This is a genomic window from Mesorhizobium sp. 113-3-3, from assembly GCF_016756495.1.
GTDB lineage: Bacteria > Pseudomonadota > Alphaproteobacteria > Rhizobiales > Rhizobiaceae > Mesorhizobium.
The window spans coordinates 4,230,660-4,245,563 of sequence record NZ_AP023243.1; the positions used below are offsets into that span (position 1 = coordinate 4,230,660).

Genomic DNA, 14,904 nt, shown 5'->3' on the forward strand with positions numbered 1-14,904 from the left:
CTTTATTGTATTCGTGTATGTTTCTCTTCGCTGATGAATGGGATGGGAGAGATTCAGTGAAGAGACTTCTTGCAATCATGGCGCTGGCCGGGCTCAGCGCCACCGCGGCATCGGCTGCGGACATGGCCGCGCCCGTAGCTGGTTCGGCCTATGACTGGAGCGGTTTTTATGCCGGCGCGCATATCGGCGTCGCCAACGGCAACATCACCGCGACGGATGTCACACAGCCGAACGGCGGGTTTTTCACCGACCTGGTTCCGGCCGGAACAGAGGGTTTCGATTTCCGTGATACGAACATAGCGGGCGGCGTGCATGTCGGCGCCCAGTACCAGTGGCAGCAATTCGTCCTGGGCGGCGAAGCGACGTGGACCGCCACGGGAATCCGCAAGGAGATCGTCAGCCCATACTTCCCAGACTCCGACACCGAGACCGGCAAGATCCAGCACTATGCGACGGTGGTCGGCAAGATCGGCTATGCGTTCGACCGCGTCCTGATCTATGCGAAGGGCGGCTATGCCGGCGGCAAGGTCGGGTTCACGGCGCGCGACAATGATGCCCTGGTCACCTATGAGCAGAACGAATGGCACAATGGCTACGCGTTGGGCCTTGGCATCGACTATGCCCTCACCGACAGGCTGAGCCTTGGTGTCGACTATACGCATGTCGATCTCGGCTCCAAGACGAGCACGGGACCCAATGTGTTCGATGACGGCTCGCTTGGGAGCAACCCCGAGAGCTACGAAACCAAGGCCAGGGTAGATGCCGTGATGGCCCGGCTGAGCTACAAGTTCGGCGGCTAGCAGTTTGGCGGGTCTGATTGTGATTTGCCCGGCTTCACGCCGGGCACGGTCTTTGACTCCAGAGGAATTCCACCGATTCCCCCGCTCCCACTGTGATCCGGTGGGTTTGGCGAGCGCTTGCGTCCGGCAGATTGAAATCCGGCTATGTGGCGCCAGCCGCTGAAATGCGGCGATGCACGCCGTCCAGGCTTTCCGCCAGCGCATCGAAGACGTTGCGGGCCGTGAGTTCGTTCAGGACCTGCTCGTTGATGCCGCCGCGGGTCGCATAATCCTGCGCCAGATGCGTGAAATCCGCATCGGGCGCCGTCTCCGGGGCGTGCCCGAGCGCGGTGAAGAGCGCGGCTATGTAGTCGCGCCCCTTGGTGTCCGGCACATCATGCGCTTTCAGCCAGCGATGGATCGTGTCGAGATACTTGAAATAGGTGGCATAGGTCGCGGTCGCGACGCTCAACGCGTCGAACTCGCTGGAACTCTCGACCGCGATCACCTTTCCCAATCCGCCGAACAACGCGGCCACGTCCGGATCGGGCGGGTAGATGATCGTCGCCCCAAGCCGTTGGGCGATCATCGGCATGGGCAGCGCCTTCGTCACGCGGCTGGCAGGTGCGGCCAGGCCGATGATTTCCTCGCGCGACAGCGTGGCGATCAAGCTGATGAGGTGATGATCGCGCCGGAACTTCAATCCAGGCAGCACCTGGTGGGCAATTTGCGGCCGCACCGCCAGCATGACGGTATCGCATTCGTCGAGCACCGCCTGATTGTCGGTGGCGATACGCACATTCGGATAACGGGACGCAAGGTTCGCGGCGATCTCTTCGTTGCGCGGCGACAGCACCACCGATACCGGATCGCGCTCGAGGGAGTTGAGCCCGGTGACAATGGCTGACGTCAGCGCGCCTGTGCCGATGAAGCCAAGTTTCATTGGGTACTCCAAGGCGTTGGTTTTCCGGCCCCGACGGTCACCGCCGTCCCTGCTCCAGGCCGATCCGGTAGCTCAGTGAACGCTTCGCTCCCGGTTCGATCAGCATCACGCCAGGCTTGTCGCTGAATTCGCCGTCGAAATCGGCCGGGCTCGCAATACCATGCCAGGGTTCGATGCACAGGAAGGGCGCACCGCCGGGCTTGGACCAGATGCCGAGTACCTCGGCGCCCTGCCATGACATTTCGATCGCGGGACCGCTCTCGGCCGCATAACGTACGCTGGTGCTGGCGGCCCGATCCAGGATGACGGCGTCGTCGTCGAACAGCCGTTCGGACAGCGTAAGCGTCCTGCCTTTGATCGGTGTTGGCCGCGATTCTGGGAGCAGAAGGCCGTCCTTGAGGCGGCGGATCGGTGCGGGTTCATCATCGGCAAAAGTCAGCCGATAGGCCTCCTTGGGCAATTCCGCCAGCAACGGCCAGTTGAACGCTGGATGCGCGCCGATCGAGGCCGGCAAAGGTTCGTCGCCAGTGTTGGTGACCTCCAGGACCACACCAAGCCGCTGGCGCTCGAGCGTATAGGTCACGGCTAGGCGAAAGGCGAAGGGGTAGTGGGCGCGCGTGTCGACATCGTCGGTGAGGACCAGCGTGCAAGAGCGGGGTCCCCTCTCCTCCCAGGTGAACGGCTTGTCGCGGGCGAAGCCGTGCTGCGTCATCGGATAGGCCTGGCCGCGGTGGCGCAGCTGGTCGCCCTTCAGCCGGCCGACGATGGGGAACAGCACCGGCGAATGCCGCCGCCACTCCGGCCCGGCCTGCCACAGGAACTCAAACCCCTGCCCATCCCGCAGAGAAACCAGTTCGGCGCCCTGCCCTGTTATAACAGCCGAGATGCCGTCGCCCTGAAGCGTTTGGCTGTCCTGTGCCACATGTCCTCGCACTGTTGAAGGCTGGTGCGGCGGCAGACTAGCAAAAGCTCTTAGGGACTCAAGGTGTGGCCAGAACGAATTGTGGCCGGAGGATCTCTCCTCCGGCCACCTCTCCGCATCAAGGGCGAGAACCCCGGCCCTTGCCCACAGCGGACAGTCGTTACTCGCGCTCGCCAGTGAAATTCAGCAGCAGCTGGAAGATGTTGATGAAGTTCAGGTAGAGCGAGAAGGCGCCGAAAACAGCCAGCTTCTGGCGCGATTCGGCGTCGAAATTCTCGGCATACTGTTCCTTGATCGTCTGCGTGTCCCAGGCGGTCAGGCCGATGAAGACGGCGATGCCGATCACCGAGATGGCGAATTGCAGCGCGGTCGAGCCGAGGAAGATGTTGACGATGCTGGCGATCACCACGCCGATCAGGCCCATGATCAGGAACGACGAGAACTGCGTCAGGTCGCGCCTGGTCGTGTAGCCATAGAGGCTGGTGGCGCCGAACATGGTGGCGGCGATGAAGAAGGTGCGCGCGATGCTGGTGCCGGTGAAGACCAGGAACACGGAGGCGAGCGACAAGCCCATCACCGCGCAGAAGGCCCAGAACATCGCCTGGGCGCTGGCCGCCGACATGGTCTGCATCTTGAACGAAAACAGCAACACGAAGGCGAGCGGCGCCAGCATCACCACATATTTCAGCGGGCTGGAGAAGATCGGCACATAGAGCGCCGGCGTCGACGACACCAGGAAGGCGACCAGGCCGGTGACCACGAGGCCAAGGCCCATATAGTTGTAGACGCGCAGCATGTGCTGGCGCAGGCCTTCGTCAAAGACGGCTCCGGCCTGGGCGCCGGTGCCGACGCGATATCCCAGATTGGGCGTGTTCATTTGCAGTCTCCTTTGTGGATCGGTCAGTAAAGCGTTCTGGCGAGCGTCTCGGCGGCGCGGTCGAGGTCGTGAACCCCGCTCTTGGCGACCACCGCATAGGCGACCTCGCCGATCTGGAAATAGGCCGAGGAAATGTCGCCCGAGGGCGCGACGGTCGGCTTGACCACGTCGAAGGTTCCAGGCCGGATCGCAAACAGCGACACCAGGCCCATATCCTTGGTGTCGACCGCCATCTCGACGCTCGGGCCGAAACGCGACGGATAGATCTGCACGTCGCGCACCTTCCAGTCCTTGGGCAGCGACGGCATGACGATCGCGGTCGCGGCGCGGATCTCGCCGGCGTTGTAATTGGGCGCTTCCTGCTGCGAGGGCATGGTTTCGCGCACCAGGGTCGTCCTGTGCGCCCGCACCGCCTCGTCAAGATAGGCGGGCGGCTGCGGCGACGCGACGACCTTGGTCACCGACATCGGACCGATGATGCCGTTTGCCAGCCAGCCGGCGGCAACGAAGGCGGCAACCGCCGCGGCGCGCTGCAAGACGCCGAAGATGCGGCCCCTGACAAGGCCCCTCTCCAGCCGCCGCGCGGCATCGGCGGTCGCGGGCCGCGCCATGTCCCTGGAGCCGGCAAGCGCCACGCGCAGTTCATCACGGGTCCGCAGATCCGACATGACGCGCGCGGCGGCCTCCGGACGCGTCGACAGGAAGGCTTCGACCTCGATGCGGCGGGTGACGTCGAGCTGCTCGTCGACATAGGCGTCGAGGTCGGCGTCGGTCACGGGATCGACAAGAGCGCTCATGGCTCACCTCCGACGATTCTGAGATGGTTTTTGCCGCGCCCCGGGGCGGCGTCTTCCATCTGGCGCAAGGCGGCGCGCGCCCTGCCGATGCGCGACATCAGCGTTCCCAGCGGCACGCCGGTGGCATTGGCCGCCTGCTGGTAGGAAAGCCCTTCGATGGCGACCAGATGCAGTGCCGAACGCTGCTCTTCCGGCAAATTGAAAAAGGCCTCCCGCACCTGCGCCAAGCGCACGGAATGCTCCTGCGGCGCCGGCGTTGCGGCATCGGCGAGGTACCCGGCCTGTTCGATGCGTGACGCTTCCGAACGGCGCGAACGCACGCGGTCGATAAATGCGTTGTGGACGATGGACAGCAGCCAGGCCCGAAGGTTTCCGCCGGAGCGAAAGGTGCCGCGCCGCTCATAGGCGCGCACCAGCGCGTCATGCACGAGATCCTCGGCATCCGCGCTGTCGCGCGTCAGCGACTGCGCATAGCGCCGCAGCGATCCGAGCTGCCCTATGATGTCAAAGCGTGGCATCGACCGTTTCATGCCCTGTTTACGGAGCATGTGGGGATTTTAATCCCGAGCCGTGCCATTTTTCTTTTGCAGGAGGATCGCGCTCGCAGTCCGCCCGCCCGGCTCTCAGCTGCGAAGTGGTTTTGGCGATTTGGGCGTAGTCACACCGCAAGCGCGCAACACCCATCTGCGGCCGTCGCTGCGAAAATCGGTGATGCCCAGCGGCTCGATGTCGATCCTCCAGCAAGCGGCAAGCGGCGCACCCAGGACATGCACGATCGCGGTGCGGATGACGCTGGCATGGGTCAGCGCGATGGCGTGGCCAGGCTTGGCCATCAGCCGGTCCATCAATGCGGAGGCCCGGCGGGCAACGTCGGCCAGCGACTCGCCGCCATGCGGCGCTGCATTGGGGTCTGAGAGCCAGGCAGCGATGCTCTCGGGCTGCTCCGCCTGCACGTCCTCAAAACTCTTGCCGGCCCAGCTTCCATGATCCTGGTCCGCCAGGAGCGGTTCGACCGATGCGTCCAGCGCCAGGGCCTCAGCGGTCTGCCGGGCGCGAAGCGCGGGCGCTGTCCATACGCGATCGGCACGACGCAAGGTCCCGCGCATCGCCTTCGCCAGCGTCAGCGAGCGCGGCTCCAGCGGCTCGTCGAGCGGAAACGAACCTCGCCGGGTCGCCGCCGTGGCACCGTTGCAGATCATCGTCAGCCGTACGAGCATGAAGCAGTCCCTTGAGCCGCTTGTTGAAGCCACCAGTGCGACTTCCTGCAAGGTGAAGACCTACTCGCGTGGTCGATCACATCTCGTCAACAGCAATAGTGCCGGCTGAACAGTCTCGCCATCGCATTGCGCGGAGCGCGCCTCATTTTTCCTGCGAGCCAATCAACTTCGTCATGTCGACGGTGTTCAAGGGTATTGTTTCGTGCGGATAGATTCGCACCTCCACCCAGCCTCGTGAGGCATAGAAGCTCCGTGATCTGACATTTGGTTCGAGGCAGCGCAAACGGCCTATGGTGAAGCCGCGGGAGGCTATTTCGCTTTCCAAAACAGCCAACAGAGCAGTTCCGGCGCCGAGACCCTGGGCGGATGGATGAATCCACAAATCGCTGACGACGTCAGCATGGGACAGCCCGACCCCGATGATGCGTTGAGGATCGCAGGCTACCCATGCGCTCGTCCAATCATCATCGCCAGCCTTTAGCGGCTCGGAAGTCCAGAGCCCGCCATAGGTGGCTTCCAGCGAAGCCTCGACGCACTCTATGACAGCGGCCATGTCGGCGAATGCGGCCCTGCGTGTGACTATCAATTTGCCCTCCCCGACACAGATCTTGGGCAGTACGACCCGACGAGCATCGATACGGCAAGATCCCTTGCTCAATCGCCATGTATCTGGGCAAGTCCGTGGCGCCAACCCACACGCAGGAAAACCGCTGGCGAAACGCGCTCTATTTGCGTATCACTCCGCCGCGCCAACGGAACCATAACGATGTTCGAAGACCTGCAGCCCGCTCCCGCCGACAAGATCCTGGCCCTGATCGGCCTCTATCGCGCCGATCCGCGCCCCAATAAGGTCGACCTCGGCGTCGGCGTCTACAAGGACCGCGACGGCAAGACGCCGGTCATGCGCGCCGTGCGCGAAGCTGAAAAGCGGCTGCTGAACAGCCAGGACACCAAGACCTATCTCGGCCTCGCCGGCGACACCGCTTTCAACACGGTGATGGCCAAGCTCGCCTTCGGTCCGGGCGCCGACATGACGCGCATCCGTGCAGCGCAAGCGCCTGGCGGCTCCGGCGCGTTGCGCCTTGTGGCGGAGTTGCTCAAGCGGACACGTTCGGACGCCACCGTCTGGCTCTCGGACCCGACCTGGCCGAACCACATGCCGGTGATGCGTGCCGCCGGCCTGCAGATCCGCGAATATCCCTATTTCGATGCGGCCTCCGGTGCTGTTCGCTTCGACGACATGCTGGCGGCGTTGCGGACGGCCAAGAGCGGCGACGTGGTGCTGCTGCATGGCTGCTGCCACAACCCGACCGGCGCCAATCTGGATGCCGCACAGTGGCAGGCCGTCACCGATCTGGTCGTCGAGCGCGGGCTGCTGCCATTCGTCGACATCGCCTATCAGGGCTTTGGCGACGGCCTTGAGGCCGACGCGCTTGGCCTGCGCCTGCTGGCGGCGAAAGTGCCGGAGATGGTCGTTGCCTCGAGCTGCTCGAAGAATTTCGCCGTCTACCGCGACCGCGTCGGCGCGGCGATGATCCTGGCCAAGGACGGCGCGCAAGCCGATGTGGCGATGAGCCAGATGCTGTCGGCGGCGCGCGCCATGTATTCGATGCCGCCGGACCATGGCGCCGCGGCGGTGCGCATCGTGCTGGAAGACGCCAGCCTGCGCGCCGACTGGGAAGCCGAACTGGAAGAAATGCGCCTGCGCATGCTGCGGCTTCGCGTCCAGTTCGCCGAGGCGCTGCGCCGGCAGTCCAACTCCGACCGCTTCGACTTCGTCGCCAGCCACCGCGGCATGTTCTCGCGGCTTGGCCTGACGGAAGCGCAGGTCGAGCGGCTGCGTGACGAGCACGGCGTCTACATGGTCGGCGACAGCCGCATCAACGTCGCCGGTTTGCCCGAAGATGGCATGGACGACCTCGCCAAGGCGATCGTCTCCGTCCTCGACTGAGGCGGCTCAGCTGTGGACAAGGCCCCCTCGCCGGCTGACAGCGTTGGCTGTGCGACAGGCGGCGGGCTAGCATCCGCCGCATGACGCCATCCAAAGACATTTCGCGCCTGATCGAGATCATGGCGGCGCTGCGTGCGCCGAAGACCGGCTGTCCGTGGGACATCGAGCAGGATTTCTCGACCATCGCACCCTACACGATCGAGGAAGCCTATGAAGTGGCGGACGCCATCGCGCGCGGCGACCTCGACGATCTGCGCGACGAGCTCGGCGATCTCCTGCTGCAAGTCGTCTATCACGCGCAAATGGCTGAGGAAGCAGGCGAATTCGCCTTCCCGGATGTCGTCCAGGCCATCACCACCAAGATGATCCGCCGCCACCCGCATGTCTTCGGCGACGAAGACGCCCGCAGTGCCGGCATGGCCAAGGGCATGTGGGAAAAGATCAAGGCGCAGGAGAAGGCGGAGAAGCGGCAAGTCCGTCTCGCGCGCGGCCTCGACCCAGAAGACAACGGCAAGGGGTTTCTGGACAGCGTTCCGGTCGCCCTGCCCGCTTTGACGCGGGCGCTCAAACTGCAGGAGAAGGCTGCCCGCGTCGGCTTCGACTGGAGCGAGGCGGCCCCGATCCTCGACAAGATCGAGGAAGAGATCGGCGAGTTGCGTGAGGCGCTCGCCAAGGGCGAGACGGCCTCGATCAAGGACGAGTTCGGCGACATGCTGTTCGCCGTCGTCAATCTCGGCCGTCATCTCAAGCTCGATTCGGAAGCCGCGCTGAACGGCACCAATGAAAAGTTCCGGTCGCGCTTCCACTATGTCGAGCGAGCCTTGGAAAAATCCGGCAACACGCTGGAACAGGCCACCCTGGACGAGATGGAAGCACTCTGGCAGGAAGCAAAAACCGCGAAGTAGGCCTATTGACCGGCAATTCGGGGCGGAAAAGCGTTATACACTTTCCTGTAATTGCTCCGGTCTAGCCATTGTTTTTACGACGCAATCGGCTTTCGATCTCTTCGCGGGCGCTTTGCGTGGCCTTGAGCGAGATGGTGGCGCTGCCATCTTCATTGTCGGTGCGCGAAACGATATCGCCATTGCGGTACAGCCAGTCAACGAGGCCGAACTGTGCCGGCTCGATCGTTACCGTCAGGTCTTCGAGTTCGCCCGCCATGCGTGTCTCGATGACCGCTTTCAGCGCATCGATGCCCTCGCCGGTCACCGCCGAAATGGCGATTGGCGGACCTTTGCTGCCGTCGGCGGCATCGGCGAGCAGCCGGCTCCTGTTGCCTTCGTCCAGCAGGTCGATCTTGTTCCAGACTTCGATCACGCGCTTGGTGTCACTGGCGTCGACACCGAGGTCGGCCAGGATGCGCTCGACATCCTCTGCCTGTGCCGCCGTGTCGGGATCGGAAATGTCGCGCAGATGGATGACGAGATCGGCCTCGACCACCTCTTCCAGCGTGGCGCGAAAAGCCGCGATCAGATGCGTCGGCAGGTCGGAGATGAAACCGACCGTGTCCGACAGGATGATCGGCGTGCCATGCGGCAGGCGCACGCGGCGTAGCGTCGGGTCGAGCGTGGCGAACAGCATGTCCTGCGCCAGCACGTCCGCTCCGGTCAGCCGGTTGAACAGCGTCGACTTGCCGGCATTGGTGTAGCCGACGATCGCCACCACCGGGAACGGCACCTTCTTGCGCTTGGCGCGGTGCAGGTCGCGGGTGCGACGCACCGTTTCCAGCTCGTGCTTCAGCTTGATGATCTTTTCCTGCAACTGCCGCCGGTCGGATTCGATCTGGGTTTCGCCGGGGCCGCCGAGGAAGCCGGCGCCACCGCGCTGGCGTTCAAGGTGGGTCCAGCTGCGGACCAGGCGGCCCTTCTGGTAGTTGAGATGGGCAAGTTCGACCTGCAGCGTGCCTTCCTTGGTGCGGGCACGCTCGCCGAAGATCTCGAGGATCAGCCCGGTACGGTCCAGCACCTTGGCGTGCAGTTCCTTCTCGAGATTGCGCTGCTGCACCGGGGTCAGCGGATGGTCGACGATGACCAGCTCGGCGTCGTTCGCCTTGACGATCTCGGCGAACTCTTCGACCTTGCCGCTGCCGAGCAAGGTTGCCGGGCGCGGATCGTTGACGGTCACGACGGCCGTATGGACAGGGTCGAGATTGATGGCCCGGGCAAGGCCGACCGCCTCGTCATGGCGAGCATCGGCCGAACGCGTCAGTCGTGGACGGTTCGTCTCGTCGTCGCCGCGCGGCTGGCGGGTAAGCACGGGCACAATGACGACAGCCCGGGTCGGCCCCTTGGCTTCCGTCCCGGGATGATGCGCTGGTTTTCCGCGAACCGTAGCGTCCGCGTCCTTATCACGTGCCAATCAGGCGCCCTGGCTTTCCTCGCCATCGAACATCTGAACCGGCTGGCTCGGCATGATCGTGGAAATGGCGTGCTTGTAGACGAGCTGAGAGTGACCGTCGCGGCGCAGCAGCACACAGAAATTGTCGAACGAAGTGACCACGCCGGTCAGCTTTACGCCGTTGATGAGGAAGATGGTGAGCGGGTTCTTGCTCTTGCGAACTGAATTCAGGAACAGGTCCTGAAGGTTTTGCGATCGTTCCGCCATTGTTCTTGTCTTTCGCCGATCCCCTTCGGTTTGCAGGCCAATGCGCCAAATTAGCGGGCACATGTCAAGCGCGCAAACACCGTCTTGCCGTCAGTAACGACAAGCAGAACGAGATATATTGATGTTCATTCCACCTGTGCGGTTATCAGGCTGGACTTTTTTCCGCAATGTCAAAAAAGGCCTGCCGTAACGAAAGTGTCACTGAACCGGGGTGCCCGTTGGCTACTGGATCGCCGTCAATGGCCACGACCGGCATGGCAATCGTCGTGGCCGAACTGATGAACGCCTCGCGCGCCGCCTTGGCTTCGGCGACCGAAAAACCGCGCTCCTCGATCTTCAGGCCGAGCTTTGCAGCCACCTCGAACATGGTCGTGCGGGTGATGCCGCGCAGGATGCCGTGCTCGGCGGGCCTCGTCACCAGGACACCGCCCCGGTTGACGATCCAGGCGTTCGACGAGCCGCCTTCCTTGACGTTGCCATCGGTATCGACAAACCACGCCTCCTGGGCGCCGGCCTCCTTGGCCTTTTGCTTGGCCAATACATTGGGCAGCAGTCCGACGGTCTTGATGTCGACCCGGTCCCAGCGATTCTCGGGCACGGTGATGACCGCGATGCCTGTCTCGGCCCGTTTTACGGCTGCGGCGGGATCAGCCTTCCTGGCGGTCACAACCAGGGATGGTTTGGTGTCCGGCGACGGGAAAACAAAGTCGCGGCTGGCGACACCGCGCGTCACCTGGACGTAGACAAGGCCGTTGACGACATGGTTGCGGTTGACCACTTCGCGCACAATGAGCGGCAGCACGTTGCGCGCGACCGGCCAGGTGATCGACAGTTCGGTCAGCGAGCGGTTGAGCCGGGCAAGATGGCGCGGCATGTCGACGATGAAGCCGCGCGCCACCTCGCAGACCTCATAGACGCCATCGGCGAACTGGTAGCCGCGGTCCTCGATATGCACGGAAGCGTCGGCGTGAGCGACGTAGCGCCCGTTGACATAGGCAATGCGTGGCATTGGCGACCCCTGGAGAATTCTCGGGCTGTCTTATGCGATTCCGCCCCGGCCGTAACCGGCAAATGGTTGGCCCACGCGCGGTTGAGTACAGATCCCGCGCGTCAGACGCCCAACGACTTCAGCTTGCGGTGCAGGGCGGAACGCTCCATGCCGATGAACTCGGCGGTCTTCGAGATGTTGCCGCCGAAGCGGTTGATCTGGGCGATCAGATAGTCCTTCTCGAACTGTTCACGCGCCTCGCGCAACGGCAGCGCCATGATGTGCTGGTCGGACTGATTCGGCGTTCGCGGCATGACATCGCCGATCTCGGACGGCAAAAGGTCCGCGGTGATCGGCGCATCGACGTCGTCGCCACGCGCCAGGATCATCAGGCGCTCGACATTGTTGCGCAGCTGGCGGACATTTCCCGGCCAGTTGTGCGCCTGCAGCACGGCAAGCGCGTCATCGCCGATGCGGCGCGGCTTGATGCCGGCCTGGCGGGCGATCTGCTTCATGAAATTGTCGACGAGATAGGGAATGTCCTCGCGCCGCTCGGCCAGCCCCGGCACCATCACCGGAACCACCGCCAGGCGGTGGTAGAGATCCTCGCGGAACCGGCCGTCGGCGATCATGGCTTCCAGGTTCTGCGAGGTCGAGGAGATGATCCGGACATCGACCTTGACCCGCTTGGTGCCCCCTACCCGCTCGAACTGCTGCTCGACCAGCACGCGCAGGATCTTGTTCTGCGTTTCGCGCGGCATGTCGGCCACCTCGTCGATGTAGAGGATGCCGCGATGGGCTTCTTCCAGCGCGCCGACCTTGCGCTCGACACCGTTCGATTCGGTGCCGAACAGCTCGATCTCCATGCGTTCGGGCGTGATGTTGGCGGCGCTCAGCGTCACGAACGGCGCGCCCTTGCGGGCCGACAGCGTGTGAATGGCGCGCGCCGCCAGTTCCTTGCCCGATCCGGACGGGCCGATGATCATCACGCGGCTGTTGGTCGGCGCGACGCGCTCGATGGTCTGGCGCAGCTGGCTCATCGCCGACGACATGCCGATCAGGTCGAAGGTCTCGCCGCTGCGCTGCTTGAGGTCGGAAACCTCGCGCCGCAATTTCGAGGTTTCCAACGCACGCTCGGCAATGAGAATCAGCCTGTCGGCCTTGAACGGCTTCTCGATGAAATCATAGGCGCCACGGCGGATGGCGGAGACCGCCGTTTCGATGTTGCCGTGGCCGGAGATCATCACCACCGGCAGCGTCGGGTGCATGGTCTTGATCTCGTCGAGGAGCGCCAGGCCATCCAGGCGCGAGCCCTGCAGCCAGATGTCGAGGAAAATCAACCTCGGCGCCCGGTCGGCTATGGCGGCCAACGCGCTGTCGGCGTCGAACGCCGTACGGGTTTCGTGACCTTCGTCGCTCAGTATGCCTGCGACGAGCTCGCGGATGTCTTCCTCGTCATCGACGATGAGAATATCAGACGCCATTACCGACCTTTTCAGTTTCTCGTTCGTGTTCCGTCTTGCCTTCGCCGCGTAGCGGCGTGGCAGCCGCGGGCGGCAGGATGATGCTGATCATCGCGCCGCGGCCCCCATGGAAGTCCGCGGGCGCATCATGAAGTTCCAGCCTGCCGCCATGGTCCTCCACGATCTTCTTGACGATAGCGAGACCAAGCCCGGTGCCCTTCTCGCGCGTGGTCATATAGGGCTCGAGCAGCCGTTGGCGATTCTCCCGCGGCAGGCCTTTGCCATTGTCGATGACGTCGATTCTGATCGCGCCATTCTGACGGCCGGCTTGAATCCGGATTATGCCGTGCGAACCGTCCTTTTGTTCCAGTCCGTCGATCGCCTCGGCGGCGTTCTTGATCACATTGCCGAAAGCCTGCGCCAGAAGGCGGCTGTCGAACGTGCCCTTCAGCGGTTCGTTGCCGAAAATCCGCTCGAAGGTGATGTCGGCGCGGCTGACTTCGACCAGGAAGGACGCCTCGCGCAGCGATTCGCGCAGATCGATGGCCTTCATCTCAGGCTTGGGCATGCGCGCGAAGGCGGAAAATTCGTCGACCATGCGGCCGATGTCCTCGACCTGCCGGATGATGGTGTCGGTGCATTGGTCGAAAACCTCGCGGTCCTCGGTGATGACCTTGCCGTAGCGGCGCTTGATGCGCTCGGCCGAAAGCTGGATCGGCGTCAGCGGGTTCTTGATCTCGTGGGCGATGCGGCGCGCCACATCTGCCCAGGCGGAAGAACGCTGCGCCTGGACCAGGTCGGTGATGTCGTCGACGGTCACGACGTAAGATTTCTCCTCCGAACCGTCGTCGCCCGCCTCGACGGTGATCTGCACGTTGAAGGTGCGCTCGGTGCCGGCGCGGAAGAAGGTCACCTGCTCGCGGTAGACGGGCTTGCCAGACTGGCGGCCGATCTCGAAGACACGGCCGACATGCGGCAGAATGGCGGAGAGGTCCTGCCCGAGCGCGGCACTGGCGGAGATGGCCAGCATCGATTCGGCCGAACGGTTGACGATGGTGACGATGCCGTAGGGATCGACGCCGATGACGCCGGCGGTGACGCCGGCAAGCACGGCTTCGGAAAAGCGCCGCCGCTCGTCGATCAGGTCCTTTGCCGACAGGATCTCGTTGCGCTGCGATTTGAGCTCCAGCAGCATCTTGTTGAAGGTATCGCCCAGCGAAGCGACGTCGCCGTCGGAAGGCCTGACCGGAACCGCGACGTCGAGATTGCCTGTCGCCACCTCGTCGGCGGCGCCGATGAGCTGGCGAATCGGCCGTACGAGACGGTCGGCGACCGCGATGCCCGTCCAGATTGCCGACAGGATGATGATCAGGGTCAGCGACAGATAGGGCAGCGCGAAGGCCACTTGCGAGGTGCGCCTGTTGTCTTCGAGGTTGCGGTATTCGTCGGTGTTGGACCTGACGATCTGCCGCGCCTTGATCACCTCGGGGTCGACGAGGCGGATGGTGTAGAGATAGAGCCCCTCGATCTCGCGTAGCTTGACGATGGCGCCCATGATGTTGCGGGTGCGCGGCTCGATCAGCACCGGTTTGCCCTCGGTGGCGCTGCTGACTGAGCCTTCCGGCGGTTCCGGCATGGCGAAATCGGCATCCGTCTGCGCACTCATGACGAACGAGCCGTCGGGCTTGATCAGCGCCGCATGGGCCAGCGACCGGCCCACCGCCTCCTTGTTGAGGAGGTCGAGAAAGCCTGTGCGATCAAGGCCGTAGAGCGTGCGCGAAGCATCGAGATCATAGGCCATCGACAGCGTCGTACCCTGCAGATTGCGGGCATTTTCCTGGACGTAGGCATCGGCGATCGACAGCGAGGAGTTGACGATCGTCTTGGTGCGGATCTCGAACCAGCGGTCGAGGCCGATATCGAGCGTGATCGAGGCGATGATCGCCACCATGATGGCGGGGATCGCGGCGACCAGCGCGAACATGGCGACGATGCGCACATGCAGGCGCGATGCCGCCTTGCCGTGCCGGCGCGCCATGACAATGCGGTGCACCTCGCGCCCCACCAGCGCCATGAGAAACAGCACGAAGGCGGCGTTGAGCGCGATCAGCGCCCAGGTCGTCCTGGCGTCAGGCGCGATAGGCGTCGCGCCAACCAGGATGGTGAATGAAATGGCCGCCATGACCAGCGCGCCGACGACCGCCACCACGCCGGGCAGCGCCAGCAAGCGGCGCCCGTCACGCGCGCCGGGTTCGCTGAAGAGCGGTTGGTTGAGTACAGGTGCCTGCGGAGCCATGTCGCCGTCTGGGAGCCAATGATTGCGTCCGATCTATGCAACGCATTGTGGCGATTATGCAACAAGT

At 63.8% G+C, this 14,904-nt stretch carries 15 protein-coding genes; 3 read left to right on the forward strand and 12 right to left on the reverse strand.

Annotation, left to right across the window (positions count from 1 at the left end; all coding sequences use genetic code 11):
• Positions 1–56: 56 nt before the first annotated feature.
• Positions 57–800 (forward strand): outer membrane protein, encoded by a 744-nt coding sequence (locus tag JG746_RS20595; RefSeq protein WP_244730346.1) that lies wholly within the window; start codon positions 57–59, stop codon positions 798–800.
• 142 nt (positions 801–942) lie between these two features.
• On the opposite strand, the gene JG746_RS20600 is transcribed toward JG746_RS20595, so the two are convergent.
• The 7 genes from JG746_RS20600 to JG746_RS20630 all read right to left on the reverse strand — a co-directional run bounded on the left by JG746_RS20600 (position 943) and on the right by JG746_RS20630 (position 6,088).
• The gene (locus JG746_RS20600; RefSeq protein WP_202354452.1) at positions 943–1,722 is read right to left on the reverse strand and encodes a pyrroline-5-carboxylate reductase; all 780 of its coding nucleotides are present in this window, start codon (positions 1,720–1,722) and stop codon (positions 943–945) included.
• A 37-nt stretch (positions 1,723–1,759) separates the two neighbouring features.
• A complete protein-coding gene (locus JG746_RS20605; RefSeq protein ID WP_202354453.1) occupies positions 1,760–2,644 on the reverse strand; it encodes an aldose 1-epimerase family protein in 885 nt (294 codons plus the stop codon).
• Positions 2,645–2,804: 160 nt separating this feature from the next.
• On the reverse strand, positions 2,805–3,521 hold the full coding sequence (locus tag JG746_RS20610) for a Bax inhibitor-1/YccA family protein (protein ID WP_095203348.1): 717 nt from the start codon (positions 3,519–3,521) through the stop codon (positions 2,805–2,807).
• Between the two features lie 23 nt (positions 3,522–3,544).
• Entirely contained in the window at positions 3,545–4,318 is a 774-nt protein-coding gene (locus JG746_RS20615) for an anti-sigma factor family protein (protein WP_202354454.1), read from the reverse strand.
• Positions 4,315–4,866 (reverse strand): sigma-70 family RNA polymerase sigma factor, encoded by a 552-nt coding sequence (locus JG746_RS20620; protein WP_202354455.1) that lies wholly within the window; start codon positions 4,864–4,866, stop codon positions 4,315–4,317. Before JG746_RS20620 ends, JG746_RS20615 begins: the two co-directional genes overlap by 4 nt.
• Positions 4,867–4,941: 75 nt before the next feature.
• Positions 4,942–5,535 (reverse strand): histidine phosphatase family protein, encoded by a 594-nt coding sequence (locus JG746_RS20625; protein ID WP_202354456.1) that lies wholly within the window; start codon positions 5,533–5,535, stop codon positions 4,942–4,944.
• 142 nt (positions 5,536–5,677) lie between these two features.
• A complete protein-coding gene (locus JG746_RS20630) occupies positions 5,678–6,088 on the reverse strand; it encodes a GNAT family N-acetyltransferase (protein WP_202354457.1) in 411 nt (136 codons plus the stop codon).
• 213 nt (positions 6,089–6,301) lie between these two features.
• Between JG746_RS20630 and JG746_RS20635 the strand changes: the two genes are divergently transcribed.
• Positions 6,302–7,486: an amino acid aminotransferase gene (locus tag JG746_RS20635; protein WP_202354458.1), complete on the forward strand. Its 1,185-nt coding sequence runs from the start codon at positions 6,302–6,304 to the stop codon at positions 7,484–7,486.
• Positions 7,487–7,566: 80 nt separating this feature from the next.
• A complete protein-coding gene (gene mazG / locus JG746_RS20640; RefSeq protein WP_202354459.1) occupies positions 7,567–8,391 on the forward strand; it encodes a nucleoside triphosphate pyrophosphohydrolase in 825 nt (274 codons plus the stop codon).
• A 61-nt stretch (positions 8,392–8,452) separates the two neighbouring features.
• Here mazG and hflX read toward each other — a convergent pair whose 3' ends face one another.
• From hflX to JG746_RS20665, 5 genes are all read right to left on the reverse strand, one after another.
• Positions 8,453–9,844: a GTPase HflX gene (hflX, locus tag JG746_RS20645; protein ID WP_202354460.1), complete on the reverse strand. Its 1,392-nt coding sequence runs from the start codon at positions 9,842–9,844 to the stop codon at positions 8,453–8,455.
• Positions 9,845–10,090, reverse strand: coding sequence for an RNA chaperone Hfq (gene hfq, locus JG746_RS20650; RefSeq protein WP_006202172.1), 246 nt, complete (start codon positions 10,088–10,090; stop codon positions 9,845–9,847). It lies immediately after the preceding gene.
• Positions 10,091–10,235: 145 nt separating this feature from the next.
• Positions 10,236–11,099, reverse strand: a complete 864-nt coding sequence (locus JG746_RS20655) for a D-amino-acid transaminase (protein ID WP_202354461.1) — start codon at positions 11,097–11,099, stop codon at positions 10,236–10,238.
• 101 nt (positions 11,100–11,200) lie between these two features.
• Complete coding sequence (ntrX, locus tag JG746_RS20660) at positions 11,201–12,562, reverse strand: nitrogen assimilation response regulator NtrX (RefSeq protein WP_010909346.1); 1,362 nt, start codon at positions 12,560–12,562, stop codon at positions 11,201–11,203.
• Positions 12,552–14,837, reverse strand: coding sequence for a sensor histidine kinase NtrY-like (locus JG746_RS20665; RefSeq protein ID WP_202354462.1), 2,286 nt, complete (start codon positions 14,835–14,837; stop codon positions 12,552–12,554). The genes ntrX and JG746_RS20665 overlap by 11 nt, the downstream gene beginning before the upstream one ends.
• Between the last annotated feature and the right edge of the window lie 67 nt (positions 14,838–14,904).

What these genes read in the sequence shown, in the direction of transcription:
- JG746_RS20625 (WP_202354456.1), bottom strand. Translation starts at nt 5,535, where the DNA reads ATGCTCGTACGGCTGACGATGATCTGCAACGGTGCCACGGCGGCGACC.
- JG746_RS20620 (WP_202354455.1), bottom strand. Translation starts at nt 4,866, where the DNA reads ATGCTCCGTAAACAGGGCATGAAACGGTCGATGCCACGCTTTGACATC.
- ntrX (WP_010909346.1), bottom strand. Translation starts at nt 12,562, where the DNA reads ATGGCGTCTGATATTCTCATCGTCGATGACGAGGAAGACATCCGCGAG.
- JG746_RS20635 (WP_202354458.1), top strand. Translation starts at nt 6,302, where the DNA reads ATGTTCGAAGACCTGCAGCCCGCTCCCGCCGACAAGATCCTGGCCCTG.
- mazG (WP_202354459.1), top strand. Translation starts at nt 7,567, where the DNA reads ATGACGCCATCCAAAGACATTTCGCGCCTGATCGAGATCATGGCGGCG.
- JG746_RS20615 (WP_202354454.1), bottom strand. Translation starts at nt 4,318, where the DNA reads ATGAGCGCTCTTGTCGATCCCGTGACCGACGCCGACCTCGACGCCTAT.
- hfq (WP_006202172.1), bottom strand. Translation starts at nt 10,090, where the DNA reads ATGGCGGAACGATCGCAAAACCTTCAGGACCTGTTCCTGAATTCAGTT.
- JG746_RS20600 (WP_202354452.1), bottom strand. Translation starts at nt 1,722, where the DNA reads ATGAAACTTGGCTTCATCGGCACAGGCGCGCTGACGTCAGCCATTGTC.
- JG746_RS20665 (WP_202354462.1), bottom strand. Translation starts at nt 14,837, where the DNA reads ATGGCTCCGCAGGCACCTGTACTCAACCAACCGCTCTTCAGCGAACCC.
- JG746_RS20610 (WP_095203348.1), bottom strand. Translation starts at nt 3,521, where the DNA reads ATGAACACGCCCAATCTGGGATATCGCGTCGGCACCGGCGCCCAGGCC.
- JG746_RS20630 (WP_202354457.1), bottom strand. Translation starts at nt 6,088, where the DNA reads ATGGCCGCTGTCATAGAGTGCGTCGAGGCTTCGCTGGAAGCCACCTAT.
- JG746_RS20655 (WP_202354461.1), bottom strand. Translation starts at nt 11,099, where the DNA reads ATGCCACGCATTGCCTATGTCAACGGGCGCTACGTCGCTCACGCCGAC.